Source organism: Mesorhizobium sp. CA5 (genome assembly GCF_020165105.1).
Classification (GTDB): Bacteria; Pseudomonadota; Alphaproteobacteria; order Rhizobiales; family Rhizobiaceae; genus Mesorhizobium.
The window spans coordinates 55827-77771 of the sequence record NZ_JAIUHJ010000026.1; the positions used below are offsets into that span (position 1 = coordinate 55827).

Here is a 21945-nt window from a genome sequence, read left to right on the forward strand (position 1 = left end):
GCTGGCCAAGCCCCATTGCCCAATTCCCTCAGGCAACTAACTGCTCAGAGTTTCAGGCTCACCGCTCCAGGCAGATCGCCACGCCCTGGCCGCCGCCGATGCAGAGCGAGGCGAGGCCCTTCCGCGCGTCGCGGCGGATCATTTCGTGGAGCAGCGTCACCACGATGCGGCAGCCGGAGCCGGCCAGCGGATGGCCAAGCGCGATGGCGCCGCCGCTCATGTTGATGATGTCCTCGTTCCAGCCCATCTCGCGGTTGACCGCGATGGCTTGCGCGGCGAACGCTTCGTTGACCTCCATCACGTCGAGATCGGACGCGTGCCATCCGGTCTTGTCGAGCGCGCGGCGCGAGGCCGCCACCGGTCCGAGGCCCATGTCCATAGGCTCGACCCCGGCTGAAGCGTAGGAGGCGATGCGGGCGAGGGGCGTCAGGCCGAGTTTCTTCATCCGCGCCTCCGACATCACCAGCACTGCTGCGGCGCCGTCATTAAGTCCGGATGAGTTGCCGGCCGTGATCGTGCCAGCCGCATCGAAGACCGGCCTCAGCCGGCCGAGGACTTCCATGGTGGTGGAGGGATTGGGATGTTCGTCACGGTCGATGACGAGATCGCCCTGCCTTGTCCTTATCGAGATCGGGACGATCTCTTCGTCGAACCGGCCAGTCTGGATGGCGGCGTCCGCCTTCTCCTGTGAGCGCAGCGCGAACCTGTCCTGTTCCTCGCGGGTGATCTGGTAACGCTGCGCCAGCGCCTCGGCCGTTACGCCCATATGCACCTGATGGAAGGCATCCCACAGCCCGTCGGTGATCATCGAATCCTTGAGGGTACGGTCGCTCATGCGGATGCCGCCGCGCATATCGGAAATGAAGTGCGGTGCCGAGGTCATCGAGTCCTGTCCGCCGGCGATCACGCAATCGGCGTCGCCGCAGCGAATGGCCTGGGCGGCGAGATGGATCGACTTCTGGCCGGCGCCGCACACTTTGTTGACGGTCATGGCGGGCACGCTAACCGGCAGCCCGGCCTTGAGCGCGGCCTGCCGCGCCGGGTTTTGCCCGGCGCCGCCGGTCAGCACCTGGCCCATGATCACCTCGCTGACGGCATCGGGCGCAAGTCGCGTTTCCGCCAGCATCGTCTCGATAAGCTGCCCGCCTAGCTCTGCCGCGGACAAGCCGGCGAACGCGCCGTTCAGCTTGCCGATGGGCGTCCGCTTCGCGGCAACAATATAGACCGCATCCATTTCTGATCCTCCGCCCCGGGCGATCCATAGAGGCGGATCGCAGCTTGACATTCTGGTTATAACCAATAATCATGAAATGTATCGGCAGGCAAGGTCGCGGCATCGAGCCCGGCCTGCGTTGCGGGAGGAAATCCATGTCATCCGTGCTTTGGACGCCGGCGCCGGCCGCGTTCCAATCATCCAACCTTGCGCGCTTTTCGACCGCCAACGGCTTCGACCCGCGCGACTACGATACGCTGCATCGCTGGTCGATCGGCGATCCCGGGGCCTTCTGGCGGGCGGTGTGGGATTTCGCCGAGGTCGTCGGCGATCCAGGCGCGATCTCCTTCCTGCGCGACGACAATGCGCCGATGACCGGGAGCCGCTTCCTGCCGGAAGCAAAGCTTAATCTTGCGGAAAACCTGTTGCGTGGCGACGGCGAGAGGGTCGCGGTGATCGAGGCCGACGAGGGCGGCCATTTCCAGGCGATCACGCTCGCTGAATTGCGCCGGCTTGTAGCTCGAACGGCCGACGGCCTGCGCGCGGCCGGTATCGGCAAGGGTGATTGCGTCGGCGGCATCCTGGCCAATCGCGTCGAGGGCCTCGTCGCGCTTCTGGCGACGCTCTCCGTCGGCGCCGTCTGGTCGTCCTGCTCGCCGGATTTCGGCGCCGCCGCGATCGTCGATCGCCTCGGCCAGATCGGCGTCAAGGTGCTGTTCGCCGCGCCGCGCTACCGCTACGCGGGCAAGGATCACGACATCTCCGGCAGGCTGGCCGAGATCCTCGCGGCGATGCCGACGGTGACGGCGCTGGTGCTGACCGGCGAACCGAGCGCGAAGCTGGATTGCGCAGCGGATTGCGTTTCGTTCGACGATTTCGGCGGCGACGGCCCGCTCACCTTCGAGCGCGTGCCGTTCGACCATCCGGCCTATGTGCTCTACACGTCCGGCACGACAGGCGCGCCGAAGGCGATCGTCCACCGCGCCGGCGGCGTGCTGCTCCAGCACCTGAAGGAGCATCTGCTCCACGGCGATGTTCGCCCCGGCGACGTCATGAGCTGGTACACCAACACCGCCTGGATGATGTATCACTGGCTGATCTCGGGCCTCGCCTGCGGCGCGAGCGTGGTGCTCTATGACGGCGCGCCGATCCTGAAATCGGCCGATGGCCTCGACCCCAGTCCGCTATGGACAATGGCCGAGCGTGCCCGCGTCACGCATTTCGGCACCAGCCCGAAATATCTGGCCACGCTTGCCGCCGAAAATTACGCGCCGGGGCGTCTGCACGACCTTTCGCCGCTGCGCTCGCTGCTGTCGGCCGGCGCGCCGGTTTCTCCAGCGCAGTTCGACTGGGTCTACGAGCATGTGAAGCGCGACATGATCTTTGCCTCCATTTCCGGCGGCACCGAGATCATCGGCTGCTTCCTGCTGGGATCGCCGATCCATCCTGTGCGGCGCGGCGAGCTGACGGTGAAAGGCCTTGGCCTCGCCGTGGCCGTCATGGACGAGCGCAACGCGCCGGTGATCGGCCGCCAGGGCGATCTCGTCTGCACCGAGCCCTTCCCGTCGATGCCGCTGGCCTTCTGGGGCAAGGACGGCGACGAGCGTTATCACGCCACCTATTTCGCCATGCGCCACGAGATCTGGACGCATGGCGACGTGGCTGAGATGACCGCTTACGGCTCCGGCGTCATCCACGGCCGCTCGGACACGACGCTGAAGCCCGGCGGCGTGCGCATCGGCACGGCGGAAATCTATGCCGCCTGCGAAAACTTTGCCGAGATCGAGGATTGCCTGGTCTTTGGCGCGCCGGCCGAAGGCGACGAGGAGATCGTGCTCTGCGTCAAGCTCAATGATGGCTATGCGTTGACCCCAGAGCTTGCCGCGCAAATCCGCGGCGCGATTCGCGAAGGGGCCTCGCCGCGCCATGTGCCGCATCGGATCCATGCGGTACAGGCCGTGCCCTATACGCTGAACGGAAAACGCGTCGAGGGCGCCGCCCGCACCACGCTCGAGGGCAAGCCGGTCAAGAACATGGCTTCGCTCGCCAATCCGGCATGCCTAGAGGAATACCGCACGCTCGACCGGAGCAAGGCGGCATGAGCCGGCCGAAGGGAGCGATCGTCGGCATCGGCGAGTTGAAGCCGCAGCGCCTGACCAGCGGCGTGACGACGCTGGAGATGATCGCCGAGGTCTCGCGCCTGGCGGTGCTCGACGCCGGGCTCGATCCGGCGGCAATTGACGGGCTGCTGGTCGGTCCCCAGGTCGGCGAGACGCCGCAGCATGTGCCGGCGACGATTGCCGAATATCTGGGTCTCGCGCCGACCATGGCCAATGTCGTGGACCTCGGCGGCGCATCCGGCGCCGGCATGGTCTGGCGCGCGGCCGCCGCGATCGAGGCAGGCATGTGCGAGACGGTGCTGTGCGTGCTCGCCAACAACCGCGAGGAGACGCCGCCTCGTTCTCCCAACCGCAATCCGATCCGCGAGTTCGACGTGCCTTTCGGCGCCTCGGGCGCCAACATCTCCTATGCGCTGCTGATGCAGGCGCATATGGCCGCATACGGCTCGACCGCGCGGGACTTCGCCCTGATCGCCGCGGCCGCGCGCGCCAATGCGCAGCTCAATCCCGACGCCATCTTCTTCGGCAAGCCGGCCGATGTGGAGGCGGTGCTGGCCTCGCCGATAATCGCTTCGCCGCTGCACCTCCTCGAAATCGTCATGCCGGTCGCCGGCGGCGAAGCGGTCGTCGTCACCTCGGTCGAACGCGCGCGGTCGTTGCGAAAGCCGCCTGTCCATCTGCTCGGCGCCGGCGAGAAAGTCACGCACCGCGCGGTCAGCCAGGCGCCGAGTCTTACCTCCGGTCCGTTGAAGAGCGCCATGGCGCGGGCCTTCCAACAGTCCGGCACGCGGGCCGATGAGATGGACCTTCTGTCGCTCTACGATTGCTACACGATCATGGTCGCGGCCACGATCGAGGATGCCGGCCTTTGCGCGCCGGGCGAGTTCGGCGCCTGGCTCCACGACCACGACCTTTCCCACAAGGGCGACAAGCCGCTCAATACGCATGGCGGCCAGCTCGGCTTCGGCCAGTCGGACCTTGCCGGCGGTATGACCCATGTCGTCGAGGCGGTGCGCCAATTGCGCGGCGAGGCGGGCGAACGCCAGATCGGCAAGGCCCGGCTCGCGCTGGTCACCGGCAATGGCGCGACGATGAGCGAAGCGACAGCGCTCGTGCTGGGAGCCGCCTGATGTCCGTCGATCTCGACACGCTGAAAACCCCTGGCCCGACGATCACCGCGCTGACCAAGCCATTCTGGGATGCCGCCGCCGAGGGCCGGCTGAAAATCCAGCACTGCGAGGATTGCGGCAAGGCCGTCTTCTATCCGCGCCCGATCTGCCCGCATTGCTGGAGCAAGCGTCTGGTCTGGAAAGACGCATCGGGCAGGGGGCGGCTCAAATCCTTTTCGGAGGTGCACAAGCCCGGCCATCCCGGCTGGCTGCCGGCAGCACCCTACGTGGTCGGCCTGGTCGAGCTGGCCGAAGGCCCGACGATACTGAGCTTCATCTTGCCCGGCACACGGCCGCTACAGGTCGGGGACATGCTGCTTATTGCTCCGACCGCCATCGGCGGCCGTGTCCTGCCGGCCTTCAAACCAGTCGAACCCGGAGCAGAGGAGAAGCCGCAATGAGCACCGAGACGAAAGACGGTTGGGTGGGTGTCGTGAAGGGTCGCCCGCAGGTCGGGGCCTTCGCCGAGCGCACGCGCCGCACAAGGATGAGCGACATCGAGGCCTTCACCGACATCACCGGCGATCGTAACCCGCTGCATTACGACCGAATGCTGGCCGAGAAGTCGGTGTTCGGCAAGCTGATTGTCCAGGGCGGCGTCACCTCCGGCATCCTAAACGCGCTGGTCGCGGAGGATCTGCCTGGCCCCGGAACCGTGTTCCTCGAAGTGGCCTGGAAGTTCGTCAAGGCGGTCGGCGTTGACGAGGAGATCACCGGACGCGTGGAGGTCAAGGAAGTGCGGCCCGATAAGCCTATCTGCAAGATCGAGACCAGCGTGCGCAACGGCCAGGGCGAGCTTTGCCTCACCGGCACAGCCACGGTCTTCACCGTACCGCTGCAAGGCGCATGAGCACGGCCGGCGGGGTTGGCACGGCGACCGACAGCGAGCGCTGGCGCGTGCTGTCGCTGCTTTGCCTCGCAGTCGTCCTGTCGCTGACCACCTGGTTCTCGGCCACCGCGATACTTCCCGAACTGAGGCAGGAGCTGGCGTTGGGCGCGGGCGCCGAGGCCTGGCTGACCAATGGCGTCCAGGTTGGCTTCGTTCTAGGCGCGCTGGCGGCGAGTCTGGTCAATCTTCCCGACCTCGTACGGCTGAGTCACCTGATGGCGGCGGCGGCGCTCGTCGCCGCTTTGGCCAACGCGACGCTGCTCTTCCATCCCGGGCCTGGCGGCATGATCGCCGCGCGCGTCGCCACCGGTGTTGCGCTCGCAGGCGTCTATCCGCCGGCGCTGAAGCTGGTCGCCACCTGGTTCGCGCGCGACAGGGGACTGGCGCTCGGCGCCGTCATCGGCGCGCTGACTGTCGGCTCGGCGCTGCCGCATCTTTTCCGCGCTGTCTCGACCGCGCTCGACTGGCGTCCGGTGGTTGCCGGGGCAAGCTTGGCCACTGCGGCGGGCGCGCTGCTCTTCCTGCTGTTCGCGAAGGAAGGACCCTATCCCTTCGGCAAGGCTATCTTCGAGCCCTCGCGCATCGGCCAGGTCTTTCGCGAAAAGCCGCTGCTGTTAGTCAATCTCGGCTATCTCGGCCATATGTGGGAGCTGTACGCCATGTGGGCGTGGCTGCTCGCCTACACGCGCGCCGCCTTCGAAGCACAGGCGATCGGAACGGCGGCCGCTGCCTCGCTCTCGACCTTCCTCGTCGTCGCGTCCGGCATTCTGGGGTGTTTGCTCGGAGGCTATCTGTCGGACCGCGTCGGCCGCACCGCCACCACCGCCGGCATGATGATCGTCTCGGGAAGCTGCGCGCTGCTGATGGGCTTTCTGTTCACCGGCCCGCTCTGGCTGTTCATGCTGGTGGCCCTCGTCTGGGGCGTCTCGGTCATCGGGGATTCGGCGCAGTTCTCCACCGCCGTCACCGAGCTCGCCGACCGCCGCTTCGTCGGAACCGCTCTGTCGGTGCAAATGGGCGCGGGCTTCGCGCTGACGGTGCTCGCCATCTGGCTGACGCCGCGCTTCGCCGAATTCATCGGGGGTTGGCGCTGGGCCTTCCTGCTCCTGGTTCCCGGACCGCTTCTGGGGGCGGCCGCCATGCTATGGTTGCGAAACTTGCCGGAGAGCGTGAAAATGGCCGGCGGCCTCCGCTAGCGAGGCGCTGCCGCTTATCTGAGTCGCGGCAAATGAATTGCGGCAGGATCGGATGGAACAAGCTACCAGAACGCGCGGGCGTCCTCGTTACGATCAGGAAGACGCCGAGGCGGCCGAGGCCTTCCGCTCGATCGGCTCGAAAGTGCAGCTCAACCGCGACGAGGCCGCACCGCTCTGGGTGCAGTTGCGCAACCAGGTCGAGGAAGCGATCAACACCGGCCTGCTTGCCGCCAATTCACGCATTCCCTCGGAACAGGCGCTTTGCGATTTCTTCGGCGTCTCGCGCCCTGTGGTGCGCGCCGCGATCGGCTCGCTGTCCAACGAAGGCCGCATCATCAAGATGCCGCGCAAGGGCATGTTCGTCGCGGCACCCCGCGAGCATGTCGACTTCATGACCGCCAATCTCGGTGTCTTCGACGATTTGACCGCCAAGGGCCACAAGGTCTCGACCCGCACGCTGGAGATCTACCGCTGCCCGCCGAGCGACAAGGAGTCGAAGGTCTTCGGCATTCCCGCCAATGGCAGCGTGGTCCGCATCAGCCGCGTCTATATGACTGACGGCACGCCGATCACCATGACGCGCATCAGTCTGCCGGGGCACCGGGTGCCGGGTCTGGAGAACATCCTGTCGGAAAACCAGTCCATCTTCGGCACTATCCGCGCCGTGTTCGGCCTGACGGTGAAGCGCGCCGACCGCTGGCTGCGCGCCGCGCTCCCCACCAAGGAAGAGGCCGACGAAATGGGCGTCGCCGCCAACACGCCGCTGATCGAGATCGAGTCAATCGCCTATGACGCGGACGGTGCCGCGCTCGAATATTACGAGGCCTTTTATAATTCCTCCGTCGCCCGCATCCATATGGCGGTCGAGCAGCCGTCAGCGACGGTGAACGGCGTCGATCGCACCTGACTTGCCAGTCACCAAAAAAGAATCTGTTTTCTGGTTATAACCAGATTGACGGGTGGAAAAAGCTTCTGTAACGTCCCTGTCACGGGGTCGGGAGGAGCCTGACCCCGGAGGCATTATCAGGATCGGCTGGCTTGCGGCGCTGCTTCGGCGGCGAGGGCAGTGTTTTGCCCGCGCTCAAGTTCGTCCTGATGGAGGACGTGCATGGATTACCGGTCGCAATTCGACCTGACGAGCGAGGTCGCCGTCGTCACCGGCGGCGCCAGCGGGATCGGTCTCGAGGCCGCCAGGGCGCTGGGGACTTGCGGCGCGCGTATCGTGCTTCTCGACATGAATGCGGACGGGCTGAAAGCTGCTGCCGAGGCGCTCAAGGCGGCTGGCGTCGCGAGCGTCGATGGCCGCGTGCTCGACGTCACGGATCCGCAAGCCGTGGAGGCGATGGCCGCTCAGATCGTCGCGGACTTCGGCAAGGTCGATGTCCTGGTCAACAGCGCCGGCATCGCGCGACTCAACGCCGCGCTCGACACGCCGGACGAGGAATGGCGCCTGGTGATGGATGTCAACGTCAACGGCGTCTACTGGGCCTCGCGCGCGTTCGGCCGCTCGATGGTCGCTCGCAAGAAGGGCTCGATCGTCAATCTGGGCTCGATGTCGGGCCTGATCATCAACCGTCCGCAGACGGCGCCGTCCTACATGGTGAGCAAGGGCGCCGTGCATATGATGACCAAGGCGCTAGCGGTCGAATGGGCAAAGTCAGGCGTGCGCGTCAACGCGCTGGCGCCGGGCTATGTCGGCACCGAGATGACGCTGAAGATGCGCGAGCGTCCCGAACTCTTCAACACCTGGATCGACATGACGCCGATGGGGCGCTTGGGCACGCCGCAGGAGATCGCCTCGGCGATCCTGTTCCTGGCGTCGCCCGCGTCGAGCTACGTCACGGGCGCGATCCTGTCGATCGATGGCGGCTACACGGCCTGGTAATTGGCCTCGCAAGGATTGGAATACCGCATGACCCTTTCGGACCTTGAGGCGCGCCGGGCCATCATCGATGCCTGCATCGAGATGAACGCGCTGGGGATCAACCAGGGCACGTCAGGCAACATCAGCCGGCGCCATGGCGAGGGCATGCTGATCTCGCCGACCAGCACGCCCTATGACACGCTGCAGCCGGAAGACATCGTCTTCATGGGCTGGGACGGCGAGGTCGACGGACGCCTGCCACCGTCTAGCGAATGGCGCTTCCATCTCGACATCATGAAGGCCAGGCCCGAGGTCAACGCCGTCGTTCACGCGCATCCGACCTACTGCACGACCATCGCCATCATGGGCCGGAAGATACCGGCGATCCATTACATGGTCGCGGTTGCCGGCGGCAGCGACATACGCTGCGCGCCCTACGCCACCTTCGGCACGGCGGAGCTTTCGGCGCATGCGGTGGAGGCGCTGCGCGACCGCAAGGCCTGCCTGCTTGCCCAGCACGGCATGATCGCCGTCGGATCGAGCCTCGCCCAGGCGATGTGGCTGGCGGTCGAGGTCGAGACGCTGGCGCGCCAGTATCACGGCGCCCTGCAGATCGGCGAGCCGCCGATCCTGTCCGACGAGGAGATCGAAAACGTCATCAAGCGCATGGCGAGCTACGGCCTGCGCGACAATGACGCCGCTGCTTGAGGGGCAGCAATTTCACAGTTTCGCATATCCTCCGGGAAGGCCCGGAGCGATCAACAAGGGAGGAATGAAAATGACCAGATCCATGAAAGGCCTCGTCAAGGCGCTCGCTTTTGGATTAGCGGCGGCTTGCAGCGTTGCCGCCGTCTCCGGCGCGAGTGCCGAGGAGCTGTCGCTCAAGGGCAAGCGCATCGGTGTCTCCGCCATCGGCACGGACCACTATTGGGACCTGATGGCGTTCCGCGGCATCCAGGACCGCGTCAAGGAACTCGGCGGTGAAGTCATCGCGCTCGATGCCGGCCGCAAGGACCAGCAGCAGATCGCGCAGCTGCAGACGCTGATCGCCCAGAAGCCCGACGCCATCGTCGAGCAGCTCGGCAACCTCGAAGTGCTGAACCCCTGGCTGCAGAAGATCCGCGACGCCGGCATTCCGCTGTTCACGGTCGACACCGCGACGCCGCACGCCATCAACAACACCACGTCGAACAACTACAATATCGGCGCCGAGATCGCGCTGCAGATGGTCGCCGACATGGGCGGCAAGGGCAATGTGCTGGTCTTCAACGGCTTCTACAGCGTGCCAGTCTGCAAGATCCGCTACGACCAGCTGAAATACGTGCTGACCTCGTTCCCGGATGTGAAGATCATCGAGCCGGAACTGCGCGACGTCATCCCGAACACGGTGCAGAGCGCCTATTCCAATGTCACCGACATGCTGACCAAGTCGCCCGAGAAGGGGTCGATCGGCGCGGTTTGGGCGTGCTGGGACGTGCCGCAGATCGGCGCCACGCAGGCGGTCGAAGCCGCCGGCCGCAACGAGGTCAAGACCTACGGAATCGACGGCAGCCCGGAAGTCATCAAGATGGTGATGGACCCGAAGTCGTCGGCCGGCGCGGTCGCGGCTCAGCAGCCCTATGAGATCGGCAAGACCTCGGTCGACAACGCCGCCAAATATCTGGCCGGCCAAAAGGTGCCGCCGTTCACTTTCGTGCCTTCGGTGCTGATCAACAAGGAAAACGCCGCCGAAAAAGGAAAGCCGTTCCTCGACGCCGCCGAGAAGGCTGGCGTTCAATAGGACGGAACGGAACGACGGGCAGCCGCGCCTATGCGGCCGCCCGTCACAGCCAACCAGGATTGACGGCCATGCAGACAGCAACAAGAGAAATTGCTGTATCGATGACGGGCATATCGAAACGGTTCGGTCCGGTGCGCGCGCTGGAAAACGCGAACCTCGAGATCGCGCGCGGCTCGATCCTCGGCCTTGTCGGCCAGAACGGCGCCGGCAAGTCGACCATTATCAAGGTGCTGGCCGGCATCATCAAGCCGGACAGCGGCACGATCGTCATCAATGGCGAGGTCATTACCTCGCTGACACCAGCGTCGGTCGAAAAGCTCGGCGTGCACTTCATCCATCAGGACAGGCTTCTGGTGCCGACCGCGACCGTCGGCGAAGCCGTCTTCCTCGGCCACGAAATCGGCCTCGGTCCATTCGTCAGCCGCCGTGCCATGGAGCGCCGCGCCGCTGATCTGTTGAAGCGCTTCTTCGGCATGGAACTGCCGGCCGGAACCCTCGTCAAGGACCTCACCACGGCGCAGCAGAAGGTGGTGCAGATCACCCGGGCGCTGGCGCAGAAGGCGTCGGTGCTGGTGCTGGACGAGCCGACGGCGGCGCTCGTAAAGCGCGAGGTCGACAGCCTGTTCGACGTGCTGCGCCGGCTGCGCGACGACGGCATCGCCGTGGTCTTCATTTCCCACTACATGCAGGAGATCGAAAAACTCTGCGACCGCGTCACCGTGATGCGCAACGGCACCGATGTCGGCACAGTCGATCCGCGCCAGACGCCGATCGACGAGATCATCGCGATGATGATTGCCCGTGATGTCGGCGAGATGTTCCCGAAGCGCTCGGTCACTTTAGGCGCGCCGGTGCTGGAGGTTTCCAACCTCCGCCTAGGCGGCAGTTTCGAGAACATCGGCTTCAATGTGCGCGCCGGCGAGATCGTCGGCCTCACCGGGCTGCTCGGCTCCGGCGCCAAGGAGATCGTCCAGTGCCTGTTCGGCCTCAAGACTGCCGATGGCGGCCAAGTCAAGGTCGAGGGCAGGGAGCTGTCGCTGTCCACGCCGGTCAAGGCCGTGCGCGATGGCATCGCCATGCTGCCGGAAGATCGCCGTGCGCATGGCGTGGCGCTTGGTCTGTCCGTGCGCGAGAACATCTCCTTGGCCAGCCTGCGCCGCTATTCGCGCAGCGGCATGGTCAGCCGTGGCGCTGAGAACCAGGCGGTGGACGGCCTGATCAAGGAACTGTCGATCAAGACACCGCATCGCGACGCGCTGGTGCGCGAGCTCTCCGGCGGCAACCAGCAGAAGGTGGCGATCGCCAAATGGCTGAGCTGCCAGTCGCGCGTCTATGTGCTGGATGAGCCGACGGTCGCCGTCGATGTCGGCGCCAAGGTCGAGATCTACAACCTGCTGAACCGGCTGGCGGGCGAGGGCGCGGCGATCCTGCTTTTGTCCTCCGACCTGCTCGAGCTGGTCGGCGTCTGCGACCGTGTCCTGGTCGTCTATCGCGGCCGGCTCGCCGGCAGCTTCTCCGGTCCCGCGATGAACAGCGACGCGCTGCTGGCGGCTTCGTCCGGCGCGCGCTCGAACACCGATGGGGTGGCCGCATGAGCGCGACTGTTCTCCACACCGAAGTCGGCGTTTCCGACGAGAAGCAGACCGCCGCAAAGAGCGCCGGCCGGCGCTTTGGCGCGCTCGTCGTGCGGCTCGGCGCGATCGCCGCCTTCGCCGCGATCATGGCCTATTTCGTCATCTTCGCGCCGGGCTTCACCTCGACCTTCAACCTGATCAACGTCGTCGAGCAGTCGGCGATTCTGGGTGTGCTCGCCTATGGCATGACGGCCGTCATCATCGGCGGCGGTTCCGATGTCACTGAAGGCGGCATAGATCTGTCGATCGCCGCCAATATGGGGCTCTGCGCCGCCGTCTACGCGACGCTCTTGTCGATGGGCTATGGCGATTTCCTTTCCGTGCTCGCGGCCATCGCCGTCGGCATGGCGGTCGGCGCGTTGAACGCCCTTGCCGTGGTCGGCCTCGGCATCCTGCCGTTGCTCGCAACGCTTGCCGTGCTCAACGTCGCAGCCGGCATGGAACTCACGCTCACCCAGAACACGGTGGTCGGCGCATCCTCCCCGCTGCTCGGCGTGCTGGTTTCGGGCAGCTTCCTCGGCGTCTCCGCGCTTGCCTGGGCGCTGATCGTCTTCTCCGCGATCATGATCGTGCTCGTTCACGGTACTTCTTTCGGTCTCAGGCTCTACGCTGTCGGCGGCCATCCCGAGGCGGCGCGCGCGGCCGGCATCAGCGTGCCCTTCTATGTCTCCTTCACCTATGTTCTAAGCGGCCTCTGCGCGGCGGTGGCGGCGATCCTCACCGTCTCGCGCCTGTCGGCCAGCACGCCCGGTTCCGGTGAGCTGCTTCTGTCGGTGCTGGCGGCGGCCTTGCTTGGCACCGTCTTTTCGCGCCGCTTCGTGCCGACCATGGGCGGCACGCTGCTCAGTGTGCTGTTCATCGGCCTGCTCGCGAATGGTTTCCAGCTGCTCAACGTCTCCAGCTACTGGGTCAACGGCGTGCAGGGCGCGCTGATCCTGCTGGTGGTGGCCATCACATCCTTTGCCCGCGGTTCGGAGGGTTCGCGATGAGCGTCTCAGCCAACGACAATTCAGCCAAGGTGAGTGTGCGCGGCTTCCTCGCCAAATACAGCGTGCTCATCGCCTTCGCGGTTATCGTCATATTATTCGCCGTGGCGAGCCCGACCTTCCTGACGCCGGCCAACCTCTTCAACGTGCTGGTCAACAACGTCGTCATGCTGGCGATCGTCGCGCTGGGTCTCACCATCGTCATCTCGTCGGGTGGCATCGATCTGTCGGTCGGCGTCTCGGTCGACATGGCAAGCATGATCTTCGTCATGCTTCTGGCCGCCGGTTACAGCGGCGTGGTCGGCGTAGCGGGCGGGCTCGGCGCCGCGCTGATCGTCGGCGTGCTGAATGCGATCCTCATCACCAGGCTCAACATCAGGCCGTTCCTGGCGACGCTCGGCGTGCTCTTCATCGGCCAGAGCACGCAGCAGCTCGCCACCAGCGGCGGCCAGCCGATCTATCTCACAAGTGGTTATGCAGCAGACCAGTTCAACGCCATCGCCCGCACCGCTTTGTTCGGGATACCGACCCCGGTCCTCGTTCTGATCGTCCTCGTCATCGCGGTCCATGTCCTGCTGCATCGCTCAGTCTTCGGCCGTTACGTGCAGGCGATGGGCGCGCAGCCGGGCGTGGCCTGGTATTCCGGCATCCGCGTGCCGCGCGAATTGTCGATGGTGCATGTGCTGTGCGCGCTGCTCGCCGGTGTCACCGGCATCCTTCTGTCGTCGACGGTGAAGTCGTACGTGCCGCTCTCCGGCAACGCGTTCCTGCTCGATGCGATCGGCGCCACCTTCATCGGTACGACGCTGAGCCGCGAGCGCAAGCCCTCGGTCATCGGCACGCTGCTCGGCGTGCTGCTGCTCGCCATCGTCAAGAACGGGCTGCTGCTCGTCGGCTGGAATTTCTACTGGCAGCAGGTCGGCATCGGCGTGCTCGTCTTCCTGGTGCTGGCCGCGAGCTTCGGCCTGCGCCGCGCCGCTCATTGAACTCGAAAGGTTAAGTCAACCATGCCACAATTCGACGTCAGCTCGATCGGCTTCTATGTCCTCGACATTCTCGGGCGGCCGGTCTCGCGCATCCCCGAAGGCGGCCGGGCCGACTATATCGAGGAGATCCGCATGACCGTCGCCGGCACGGCGGGCGCGACCGGCATGGACTGCGCTATCCTCGGTCTGAAGACGCGGGCCGTCACCACGCTTGGCACCGACGATATGGGCGACTGGTTCCTCGCCAAGCTGAAGAAATATGGTCTGGAGACGAGCCTTGTCCGCCGCGACGGCAGCGTCCAGACCTCGTCCACCATCCTGCCGGTGCGGCCGAACGGCGAGCGGCCCGCATTGCATGTGCCGGGTACCGCCACCTTGTTCGACGTTGTTGAGGCCGATCTCGACGCGGCGCTCGACGCCGCCGTCGTCCATGTCGGCGGCACCGGCCTGCTCAAGCGCTTCGACGGCGAGCCGACCGTCAGGCTTTTGAAGCGCGCCAAGGAACTCGGCCGCGTCACTACTTTCGATCTGATCCAGGCGACGCCGGAGACCTGGAAGCTGGTCGAGCCGTGCCTTCCTTACATCGACTATTTCGTGCCGAGCATCGACGAGGCTGGTGAGATGGCGCATGACCGCGACCCGGCCCGCGTCGCCGCTTTCTTCAAGGCAAGGGGCGTGAAGAATTGCATCCTGACGCTCGGTCCCGGCGGCGTCTATGTCTCGCCCGAACATGGCGAGGATTTCCATCTGCCGGCCTTCGAGGTCGAGGTATTCGACACCACGGGTTGCGGTGATTCCTTCACGGCCGGCATCATCGTCGGCATCGTCAAAGGCTGGGACCTGAAGCAGTCCGCGCGCTTTGCCAGCGCTGTCGCCGCCAAGGTGGCGATGGGGCTGGGCTCCGACGGCAAACTCGTTTCGTTCGACGACACGATCGCGGCGATGAATTCGCTCCCAGTCAAGACATCAAAGGTGGAAGCAGCATGACCATTCTTCCTGAGGCCAAGGGCAAGACGGCTCTCGTCACCGGCGCCAGCCGCGGCATCGGCAGGGCGCTCGCCAAGGGGCTCGCCGAAGCGGGCTTCGATGTCGCCATCACCGATCTGCCGTCGCAGGCGGCGGAGCTCGACTTGACCAAGGGCGAGATCGAGGCGGCCGGCCGCAAAGCGTATGTCTACACGATGGACGTCAGCAAGAAGAAGGACATCGAGGCGGCCGCGCAGGCCCTGCTCAAGGCTGCGGGCAGCATCGACGTTCTGGTCAACAATGCCGGTATCCTGAAGCCAAGTCTACTGCAGGATCTCGACGAGGCCAATTGGAATGCGCATTTCGACGTCAATGCCAAGGGCGTGCTGATGATGTGCCAGGCGGTGCTGCCGCATATGCGCGCCAGGAAGTCGGGCAGGGTGATCAACATCGCCTCGATCGCCGGCCGGCAGGGCGTGCCGACGCAGGGCCACTACGCCGCGACCAAGGCGGTGGTGATCACGCTCACCCGCGTGCTGGCGCAGGAGGTCGGCATGGACGGCGTCACCGTCAACGCCATCTGCCCCGGCATCATCCTGACCGAGATGGGCAAGAACAATCTGGGCAGCGAAGCGGCGATCCGCCATTGGGAGGAGGTCGCGGCGCTGAAGCGCCTCGGCGCGCCGGAAGACATCGTCGGACCGGTGCTGTTCTTCGCCTCGGATCTCTCGGCCTTCGTCACCGGCCAGGCGCTCAACGTCGACGGCGGCATCTACTACCACTGACCACTCGCTCGGTGGCCGCGCGATCGCCAAGCCCACTTCTTGGCGCAGAGCCGCCGTTTACCCATGGAATGCTTGAGTCGGATTCGGCTCAGAACGGCTGGTTCAGCGAAAAGCTTGAGGAAGTGTCGAGGGCGTTCAAAGAGGGGAGGGATCGTCTTAACGTAGGGTTGAATTGCGCATGGAACAGCTTCAAGTCACTCTCCATCTTGGTCATTGGGTTCGTCAGACCATACGAGAGAGTACGAGGGAAAAGGGTTGGCGGGCCAGCCGCTAACGTATTGATTTTCCTGTTTGTTCTCACGCCCTCCGAGCCTACCACACTATGCCTACATCTACTGTTCTCGCTGAATTTTTGAGAGTCGATTCATGGATTCGAACCCTCTCGTTTGAAGAAGCTCGAAGTGTCTTTTGGCATTTCGAAGGGGCGTCGCATTCGGTGAAATCGGCGTGCTTCTGATTCAGATGGAGTCTAACGTTGAGCTACCATAGCCCATTTAGACAATTAACGTTGCCTCTCAACTGAAACGGCTGGCGCGGAAGGCCGCGAGCATTGGGTGCGGGTTGCCTGAGACAATCTCACGGGCAAGCAACTCTCCGACAATCAGTCCAAGCGTGGCGCCACTGTGGCTGAAGGCAACGTGGAGACCTGGGACGGTCTCGATCTCTCCAAGCACCGGCTCGCCGTCGCCGGGGATAGGCTTCGGGCCGACGGCGCAGGCGGCGAGCTGGAGCCGAGGATTGCCGTCGAGCACTGCACTGGCTTCATCGAGTAGCCCCCGGATGGTCTTGTCGTGCACGGTGTAGGTGCCATCCGAATTGGCGACGACCTCTTCCTCCGACCATGCCGAATCCAAAACAAGCGCACCATCGGGCGTTGGCCGCACCGCCACCCGCGGCGTGTTCAGCACGGCACGGAGGTCCGTGTTGATCGGTTTGGTTTTCAGGAGCAATGAAATCGGCGTTGCGTCGGGGACATGAACGTCGATCTCGGCGAGCATGGCAGGCGTCGCCGGTCCAACGGCAAGCAGCACCGAATCCGCCTCGATCGGCGCACCGGCGGAAGTGGCCACGCCACGTGCGCGGCCGCCTGCAGTTTCTATCCGCACACGTCCGGCATCCTGAACAAGCTTGCCGCCACGAGCGCGAAATTCGTTTAGCAAAAGATCGATCAGAGAGGGCAGGTCGACCCATCCTTCGCCTGGATTGAAGATGGCGCCCTGTGGACTGATCGCGCCGGCATTGACGCCGGGCGTCACGGCGGCCACTTCCGCCGGGCTGAGCAACAGGGCGTCATAGCCGATGTTCTGCTCCAACTGGCAGATCGAGACGATCTGGTTTTCATCCTCATCCGCATCCCAAGTCAGGCCGCCGTCGAAGCGGAGCCACGATGCCGTTTCCGGCTTTGTGGCGGCCAGCGTGCGATAGCGATCGATGCCGGCCATCCTTAATCGGTGATAGGCAGTGTCGGCGCGCCGCGCCGAGTTCAGCCAGGAGAGTGAACGGCCTGAAGCCCCTTTGGCCGGCGCACCATCGTTCACGATCGTCATGTCGAGGCCAAGACGAGCAAGATGCACGGCGCAGGAGACACCAAAGATGCCTGCGCCGACGACGATCACCTTGCGCGGCTTTGGGGATGTAGTCATGGAGAGTTCCTTCTACGCGGAAGAGGAAATGGGGAATGCCGAGATGGGCGAAGAACGGCGGACCTAGTAGTCCTTCAGCTTCTTCATGTAGCGCCGGCCTTCAAGCATCGGCCGGTCGCGCAGATCGGCCAGCTTGTAGGCAAACCTCCATAGAGTGTCGAAGAAGACCAGGGGCACGAGATAGGGCTTGATCCGATCTGCCATGCCCGTGAGGTCGAGCTCCGCTGCGTCAAGGAGCAGAATGTTCTCACGGCTGCCGTATCTGAAAAGGAAGTCGCGCGCGCGCTCAGTGAGGCGCCGTGTCTCGTCCAGGCCCAGCATCACGATGAAGCCGGCATCCTCGTCCACCACCTCGAAGGGACCATGGAAGAACTCGTTGGCATGTATGGCCTGCGAGTCATACCACTGCATCTCCATCAAAACGCAGATGGCGTATGAATAAGCCGCGCCATAGCTGGCGCCGCTGGCGAGAGTGTAGATTGCATCACGCGGCGCAAAGCGGGGTGCAAAGGTCTGAAAGCGGTCGGCATAGGTTTGGTGCGCGCGATCGATCGCCGGCTGGAGATGGCGGAGGCTGATCAGCAGGTCGGCGGTCAATCCAGCATTCTCTCGGTCATCGATCAGGCCCGCGAGCACCATGTAAAGCACTCCGTAGTTGCTGTAGGCGGAATCGATTGTTTTGCCCGTCGTATAGGAAGCCTGGTAGGCGATCGAGTGATCGACCGCCCGAGCAAGCGGCGATGTTTGGTCAAGTGTCATGCCAATCGTCGTGGCGCCTCGATCGCGCGCGTGATCGGCGGCGCGCACCGTCTCCTTGGTGGTTCCGGTTTGCGAACAAAGGACAACGAGCGTATCGGGCCCCAAGCGCCGCGGATCACGGCAGACGAACTCATCCGCATTGTAGATGTCGCAGGCCATCGTGCCGCTGTGACGGTCGACGAAGTATTTTCCTGCCATCATGATGGAGAGCGAGCCGCCGCACGCTACGAGAAATAGATACGAAAACCGCTTGCCCGCTGTAGCGGCCAGAGCGCGTTCTACATCGGCGGGCAGTGCGGAAATCATCGGTATCCTCGTCTCGTTGGAAAGCTTGAGGCTGGTGCACAATTGACAAACAGCAGCCATTTGTGTGAACGTTCTCATATCCATAAACCGAAAGTTTCGCCATGGTCAAGATTGCCGCGATGGGTGATAACGTTGTCGATTGCTATCTTGCCCGGGGCGAGATGTATCCTGGCGGCAACTGCCTCAATGTGTCGGTCTATGTCAGGCGCTTCGGGGGGCAGTCGGCATATGTCGGAGCGATCGGCAGAGACCGCGCCGGGGACCTGATCCAGGCCGCGCTGTCATCGGAGCGTGTGGACATCAGCCAGCTCCGCCGCCTCGACGGGCCCACCGCATACTGCGTCGTAGGTCACCGCGACGCCGATCGGATTTTCCTGACCTTCGATCTCGGTGTGTCGATGTTCACGCCTAACCGGCAAGATCTCGATTTTCTCTCGGGCTTTCAGGCCGCCCACATCGGTCAGTCTAGCGGGCTCGATGCATGGGTGCCGAAGATTTCCACTAAGTCTCTGGTGTCTTACGATTTTTCGACACGGCGAGACCCGGAGCATCGCTATGCGATCGGACGCCACTGCTATCTGGCCTCAGTGTCGGGTGACGGTCTCGATGACGAGCAATCGGACGCAATCGCATCCGAATTGCTTGCGTGCGGTTCCAAATGGGTTTTGGTCACTCGCGGACGGGCCGGTGCGCTGCTTCGCAGCCATTCCTTCTCCTACCGCACGCCGGCTCGGCTGGTCGAACCGATCGATACATTGGGCGCGGGCGACACATTCATTGCCAGAACGCTATTCGGCTTGCTTCGCCGGGAGGCGCCTGAGGACATCCTCGGCCAAGCCGCGGAGGCAGCGGCCGCTACGTGCCAGTATTTTGGGGCGGTCGGTCATGCGGCGGTGATCGATTTAGGCGCGATCACGTCCGAAATCCTCCTCCGAGCACGGCGCCTACAAGACGAAACGGTATAGTTGCCGGATTCTCCGGGAGAATTGACCCAAAGAATTTGCGGTGCTAACGTGAGAACGTTCTCATCATGAATTAGGCACCGTCTGAGAGCGTCGGTCCATGGATGAGAGCTCAAGTGGGGTTGCAAGCCGACTACGGCTATCAATGAGAGGAGAAGACATGCAAACGAATTCGAGCAGACGTCGGCTGATCAAATGTGGTCTGGCCGCGACCGTTGCGCTGGTAACCGGGTTTGGAACTTTGGTCGCGTCAACGCAGTCAAAGGCGACCGGCAATCCCTACAACCTCATTGATCCTTCGGTAATCAGTGTTGGGACCATGGGCGATGCAAAACCTTATGTCTTCACCGACGCCAATGGCAATTTCACTGGGTTCGACGCGGAATTGTTCCGTGACGTGGCCCACCGGCTCGGTTTCAAGGACGAGCAGGTCGTTTTTACCGGCCAGGAATTCTCGGCGCTCCTGCCCTCCGTTGCCAGCGGCCGTTTCGATGTGGCCGTTGCCGCCATCGGCACGACCGCGGAGCGCAAAAAGACCGTGGATTTCAGTGACGGCTATCTCGCTGGCTACCTGTCGATCATCTCGGCCGATCCGGCACTGACCAGCAATGAGAGCACCGCCGAAAAGCGCATCGGCGTGATCCAGGGAACCCTGCAGGAGATCTATGCCGAGAAGAACCTGAAGGGTGACATCGTCAAATTTCCCGACAACAACACCGCGGTAGCTGCACTGAACAACGGAACGATCGATGGCCACTTCACCGACTATGAATCGGCCAAGCAGTATGTCGAGCGCTATAAAAACCTGAAGATAACGATGAACGTGCCATCCTTCGATGCGCCGGCCGGATTCGTGGTCAAGAAAGGCAATGACGCGTTTCGGGAGGCCCTGAACAAAGCACTGCACGAGGCCATGGACGACGGCACCTGGAAGCGGCTGCACGAGAAATGGTTTCCGGGCACTCCGATGCCGGATCAATATTTGCCCAAGAAGTAAATTGGCGCCTATTTATTGTCGCATTCCGGCCGGGTCCCGTGAGCAGCGGAGCCCGGTCGAACTACAGAAGGGCCTGATATGAGCTGGTTCGATACCTTCTCGCGCAGCTTCCTCGATTTCCAGGCCATGGCGGAAGTTCTGCCGAACATGGTCATGGTCGGCCTCAAGAACACCCTGATCCTGGCCCTTGCCTCGACATTCTTCGGCACGCTGATAGGAATCGTGCTGGCCATCATGGGGATATCCGACAACCCTGTCCTCAAACTCCTGGCGCGCGTCTACACCGATATTTTCCGCGGGCTTCCCGCCATCGTCACCATTCTGATCATTGGCCAAGGCTTTGCCCGGCTGGGCCGAGAGCTGTTCGGTCCGTCGCCTTATCCGCTGGGCATTCTAGCGCTGAGCCTGATTGCTGGTGCCTACATAGGAGAAATCTTCCGCGCCGGCATTCAGAGCGTCGAGCGCGGACAACTCGACGCCACGCGCACGCTCGGCATGACATATGGCCAAGGCATGAGGCTGGTCGTCATTCCCCAAGGTATCCGCCGCGTGCTGCCGGCGCTGGTCAACCAGTTCATCGGCAACGTCAAAGATTCCAGTCTTGTCTACTTTCTCGGTCTTCTCGCTTCGGAGCGCGAACTGTTCCGGGTTGGGCAGGATCAGGCCGTTCTGACCGGCAACCTCTCGCCGCTTTTGCTGGCCGGCATGTTCTACCTGGTGATCACCGTACCTTTGACTCACCTTGTCAACTATATCGATGCGCGCATGCGCATCGGAAAGCGTATCGTGGCTGTGCAAAGCGGGCTTAAGGAAGTCGCCGAGCTTGCCGACGCGGGCGCGCTGGACGTTGCAAAGCCATCCGTTGCAACGTCCACGCCCTTCAAGGGCGGCAGCATTGAAATCAAAAACGTCGATATGGCCTATGGCAACCTTCAGGTCCTGCATGACGTCAGTCTGAAAGTAGAGCCAGGGACTGTCACCTGCCTCATCGGACCATCCGGGTCGGGCAAATCAACGTTGCTTCGATGCCTCAACCGGCTCGTCGAGTGTCGCGCGGGGGACATTCTGCTCGATGGCGAAAGCATTCACCAGTCTACCCCCGACCAGCTTCGCCGCCGCGTTGGCATGGTTTTCCAGCAGTTCAACCTGTTTCCCGACCGCAGCGCGCTCGCCAACATTACTTTGGCACTGCGCAAGGTCAAAGGCATGTCACGTGAAAAGGCCGACAGCGTGGCCAAAGCAAGATTGCAGGAGGTCGGGTTGCTGGAGCGCAAGGACCACCGGCCGGCCAATCTTTCGGGTGGACAACAGCAGCGGGTGGCAATCGCGAGGGCACTGGCGCTCGAACCTGAAGTCATGCTCTTCGACGAGGTTACCAGCGCTCTGGATCCAGAACTTGTGAAAGGCGTCTTGAATTTGATGGCCGACTTGGGACAACGAGGCATGACCATGGTCGTCGTTACGCACGAGATGAATTTCGCTCGCAAGGTCGCGAACCAGGTTGTGTTCATGGACGAGGGCCGGATCGTCGAAGCAGGGCGGCCGCAGGATATTTTCGACAATCCGCAGAGCCCACGCCTTCGGCGCTTTCTGTCCGAGGTGCTATGACTGCAATGGTGTGCGCAACTTCCGGTGATGCGGTTTTCGGCCTTGCGGGACAGGGTCTGCTGCCGCTAGCTCGTCTCTTCAC

The 21945-nt window shown here is 63.6% G+C and carries 20 protein-coding genes; 17 read left to right on the plus strand and 3 right to left on the minus strand.

What is annotated here, in order from left to right; all coding sequences use genetic code 11:
• Positions 1-58 precede the first annotated feature (58 nt).
• Positions 59-1234, minus strand: a complete 1176-nt coding sequence (locus tag LB529_RS25845) for an acetyl-CoA C-acetyltransferase (RefSeq protein ID WP_224712704.1) — start codon at positions 1232-1234, stop codon at positions 59-61.
• A gap of 134 nt (positions 1235-1368) precedes the next feature.
• Here LB529_RS25845 and LB529_RS25850 point away from each other — a divergent pair, with 134 nt between their 5' ends.
• The 14 genes from LB529_RS25850 (at position 1369) to LB529_RS25915 (ending at position 15588) form a co-directional block, all read left to right on the plus strand.
• The gene (locus LB529_RS25850; protein WP_224712705.1) at positions 1369-3315 is read left to right on the plus strand and encodes an acetoacetate--CoA ligase; all 1947 of its coding nucleotides are present in this window, start codon (positions 1369-1371) and stop codon (positions 3313-3315) included.
• Positions 3312-4463 carry a thiolase family protein gene (locus LB529_RS25855; RefSeq protein ID WP_224712706.1) on the plus strand — a complete coding sequence of 384 codons (1152 nt, stop codon included), beginning with the start codon at positions 3312-3314 and terminating at the stop codon, positions 4461-4463. The genes LB529_RS25850 and LB529_RS25855 overlap by 4 nt, the downstream gene beginning before the upstream one ends.
• Positions 4463-4903, plus strand: coding sequence for a Zn-ribbon domain-containing OB-fold protein (locus LB529_RS25860; protein WP_224712707.1), 441 nt, complete (start codon positions 4463-4465; stop codon positions 4901-4903). The genes LB529_RS25855 and LB529_RS25860 overlap by 1 nt, the downstream gene beginning before the upstream one ends.
• A complete protein-coding gene (locus tag LB529_RS25865) occupies positions 4900-5352 on the plus strand; it encodes a MaoC family dehydratase (RefSeq protein ID WP_224640009.1) in 453 nt (150 codons plus the stop codon). Before LB529_RS25860 ends, LB529_RS25865 begins: the two co-directional genes overlap by 4 nt.
• Positions 5349-6587, plus strand: a complete 1239-nt coding sequence (locus tag LB529_RS25870) for an MFS transporter (RefSeq protein WP_224712708.1) — start codon at positions 5349-5351, stop codon at positions 6585-6587. Before LB529_RS25865 ends, LB529_RS25870 begins: the two co-directional genes overlap by 4 nt.
• 52 nt (positions 6588-6639) lie before the next feature.
• On the plus strand, positions 6640-7494 hold the full coding sequence (locus LB529_RS25875) for a GntR family transcriptional regulator (RefSeq protein ID WP_095765791.1): 855 nt from the start codon (positions 6640-6642) through the stop codon (positions 7492-7494).
• Between the two features lie 201 nt (positions 7495-7695).
• Positions 7696-8472 carry an SDR family NAD(P)-dependent oxidoreductase gene (locus tag LB529_RS25880; protein ID WP_140844165.1) on the plus strand — a complete coding sequence of 259 codons (777 nt, stop codon included), beginning with the start codon at positions 7696-7698 and terminating at the stop codon, positions 8470-8472.
• 27 nt (positions 8473-8499) lie between these two features.
• A complete protein-coding gene (locus LB529_RS25885) occupies positions 8500-9159 on the plus strand; it encodes an L-fuculose-phosphate aldolase (RefSeq protein WP_095765789.1) in 660 nt (219 codons plus the stop codon).
• 70 nt (positions 9160-9229) lie between these two features.
• The gene (locus LB529_RS25890) at positions 9230-10231 is read left to right on the plus strand and encodes a sugar ABC transporter substrate-binding protein (protein WP_224523630.1); all 1002 of its coding nucleotides are present in this window, start codon (positions 9230-9232) and stop codon (positions 10229-10231) included.
• A 101-nt stretch (positions 10232-10332) separates the two neighbouring features.
• On the plus strand, positions 10333-11826 hold the full coding sequence (locus tag LB529_RS25895; protein WP_224712709.1) for a sugar ABC transporter ATP-binding protein: 1494 nt from the start codon (positions 10333-10335) through the stop codon (positions 11824-11826).
• Positions 11823-12854: an ABC transporter permease gene (locus tag LB529_RS25900; RefSeq protein WP_095765786.1), complete on the plus strand. Its 1032-nt coding sequence runs from the start codon at positions 11823-11825 to the stop codon at positions 12852-12854. The genes LB529_RS25895 and LB529_RS25900 overlap by 4 nt, the downstream gene beginning before the upstream one ends.
• Positions 12851-13837 (plus strand): ABC transporter permease, encoded by a 987-nt coding sequence (locus LB529_RS25905; protein WP_224712710.1) that lies wholly within the window; start codon positions 12851-12853, stop codon positions 13835-13837. The genes LB529_RS25900 and LB529_RS25905 overlap by 4 nt, the downstream gene beginning before the upstream one ends.
• 21 nt (positions 13838-13858) lie before the next feature.
• Positions 13859-14824 carry a carbohydrate kinase family protein gene (locus LB529_RS25910; protein WP_224712711.1) on the plus strand — a complete coding sequence of 322 codons (966 nt, stop codon included), beginning with the start codon at positions 13859-13861 and terminating at the stop codon, positions 14822-14824.
• Positions 14821-15588 (plus strand): SDR family NAD(P)-dependent oxidoreductase, encoded by a 768-nt coding sequence (locus LB529_RS25915; RefSeq protein WP_140844173.1) that lies wholly within the window; start codon positions 14821-14823, stop codon positions 15586-15588. The genes LB529_RS25910 and LB529_RS25915 overlap by 4 nt, the downstream gene beginning before the upstream one ends.
• A 515-nt stretch (positions 15589-16103) precedes the next feature.
• Here the strand turns inward: LB529_RS25915 and LB529_RS25920 are convergent.
• Together LB529_RS25920 and LB529_RS25925 are read right to left on the minus strand one after the other, a co-directional pair.
• Complete coding sequence (locus LB529_RS25920; RefSeq protein WP_224712712.1) at positions 16104-17231, minus strand: NAD(P)/FAD-dependent oxidoreductase; 1128 nt, start codon at positions 17229-17231, stop codon at positions 16104-16106.
• 63 nt (positions 17232-17294) lie between these two features.
• The gene (locus tag LB529_RS25925; protein WP_224712713.1) at positions 17295-18296 is read right to left on the minus strand and encodes an SIS domain-containing protein; all 1002 of its coding nucleotides are present in this window, start codon (positions 18294-18296) and stop codon (positions 17295-17297) included.
• 101 nt (positions 18297-18397) lie between these two features.
• Here LB529_RS25925 and LB529_RS25930 point away from each other — a divergent pair, with 101 nt between their 5' ends.
• The 3 genes from LB529_RS25930 to LB529_RS29155 all read left to right on the plus strand — a co-directional run bounded on the left by LB529_RS25930 (position 18398) and on the right by LB529_RS29155 (position 21863).
• The gene (locus LB529_RS25930; RefSeq protein ID WP_224712714.1) at positions 18398-19261 is read left to right on the plus strand and encodes a PfkB family carbohydrate kinase; all 864 of its coding nucleotides are present in this window, start codon (positions 18398-18400) and stop codon (positions 19259-19261) included.
• A 157-nt stretch (positions 19262-19418) separates the two neighbouring features.
• The gene (locus LB529_RS25935) at positions 19419-20255 is read left to right on the plus strand and encodes an ABC transporter substrate-binding protein (RefSeq protein ID WP_224712715.1); all 837 of its coding nucleotides are present in this window, start codon (positions 19419-19421) and stop codon (positions 20253-20255) included.
• A gap of 78 nt (positions 20256-20333) precedes the next feature.
• Complete coding sequence (locus LB529_RS29155) at positions 20334-21863, plus strand: amino acid ABC transporter permease/ATP-binding protein (protein WP_095765778.1); 1530 nt, start codon at positions 20334-20336, stop codon at positions 21861-21863.
• Positions 21864-21945 lie beyond the last annotated feature (82 nt).

Bases quoted from the DNA above. Each gene is read 5' to 3' on its own strand.
- LB529_RS25845 (WP_224712704.1), bottom strand. From the start codon at position 1,234: ATGGATGCGGTCTATATTGTTGCCGCGAAGCGGACGCCCATCGGCAAG.
- LB529_RS25850 (WP_224712705.1), top strand. From the start codon at position 1,369: ATGTCATCCGTGCTTTGGACGCCGGCGCCGGCCGCGTTCCAATCATCC.
- LB529_RS25855 (WP_224712706.1), top strand. From the start codon at position 3,312: ATGAGCCGGCCGAAGGGAGCGATCGTCGGCATCGGCGAGTTGAAGCCG.
- LB529_RS25860 (WP_224712707.1), top strand. From the start codon at position 4,463: ATGTCCGTCGATCTCGACACGCTGAAAACCCCTGGCCCGACGATCACC.
- LB529_RS25865 (WP_224640009.1), top strand. From the start codon at position 4,900: ATGAGCACCGAGACGAAAGACGGTTGGGTGGGTGTCGTGAAGGGTCGC.
- LB529_RS25870 (WP_224712708.1), top strand. From the start codon at position 5,349: ATGAGCACGGCCGGCGGGGTTGGCACGGCGACCGACAGCGAGCGCTGG.
- LB529_RS25875 (WP_095765791.1), top strand. From the start codon at position 6,640: ATGGAACAAGCTACCAGAACGCGCGGGCGTCCTCGTTACGATCAGGAA.
- LB529_RS25880 (WP_140844165.1), top strand. From the start codon at position 7,696: ATGGATTACCGGTCGCAATTCGACCTGACGAGCGAGGTCGCCGTCGTC.
- LB529_RS25885 (WP_095765789.1), top strand. From the start codon at position 8,500: ATGACCCTTTCGGACCTTGAGGCGCGCCGGGCCATCATCGATGCCTGC.
- LB529_RS25890 (WP_224523630.1), top strand. From the start codon at position 9,230: ATGACCAGATCCATGAAAGGCCTCGTCAAGGCGCTCGCTTTTGGATTA.
- LB529_RS25895 (WP_224712709.1), top strand. From the start codon at position 10,333: ATGACGGGCATATCGAAACGGTTCGGTCCGGTGCGCGCGCTGGAAAAC.
- LB529_RS25900 (WP_095765786.1), top strand. From the start codon at position 11,823: ATGAGCGCGACTGTTCTCCACACCGAAGTCGGCGTTTCCGACGAGAAG.
- LB529_RS25905 (WP_224712710.1), top strand. From the start codon at position 12,851: ATGAGCGTCTCAGCCAACGACAATTCAGCCAAGGTGAGTGTGCGCGGC.
- LB529_RS25910 (WP_224712711.1), top strand. From the start codon at position 13,859: ATGCCACAATTCGACGTCAGCTCGATCGGCTTCTATGTCCTCGACATT.
- LB529_RS25915 (WP_140844173.1), top strand. From the start codon at position 14,821: ATGACCATTCTTCCTGAGGCCAAGGGCAAGACGGCTCTCGTCACCGGC.
- LB529_RS25920 (WP_224712712.1), bottom strand. From the start codon at position 17,231: ATGACTACATCCCCAAAGCCGCGCAAGGTGATCGTCGTCGGCGCAGGC.
- LB529_RS25925 (WP_224712713.1), bottom strand. From the start codon at position 18,296: ATGATTTCCGCACTGCCCGCCGATGTAGAACGCGCTCTGGCCGCTACA.
- LB529_RS25930 (WP_224712714.1), top strand. From the start codon at position 18,398: ATGGTCAAGATTGCCGCGATGGGTGATAACGTTGTCGATTGCTATCTT.
- LB529_RS25935 (WP_224712715.1), top strand. From the start codon at position 19,419: ATGCAAACGAATTCGAGCAGACGTCGGCTGATCAAATGTGGTCTGGCC.
- LB529_RS29155 (WP_095765778.1), top strand. From the start codon at position 20,334: ATGAGCTGGTTCGATACCTTCTCGCGCAGCTTCCTCGATTTCCAGGCC.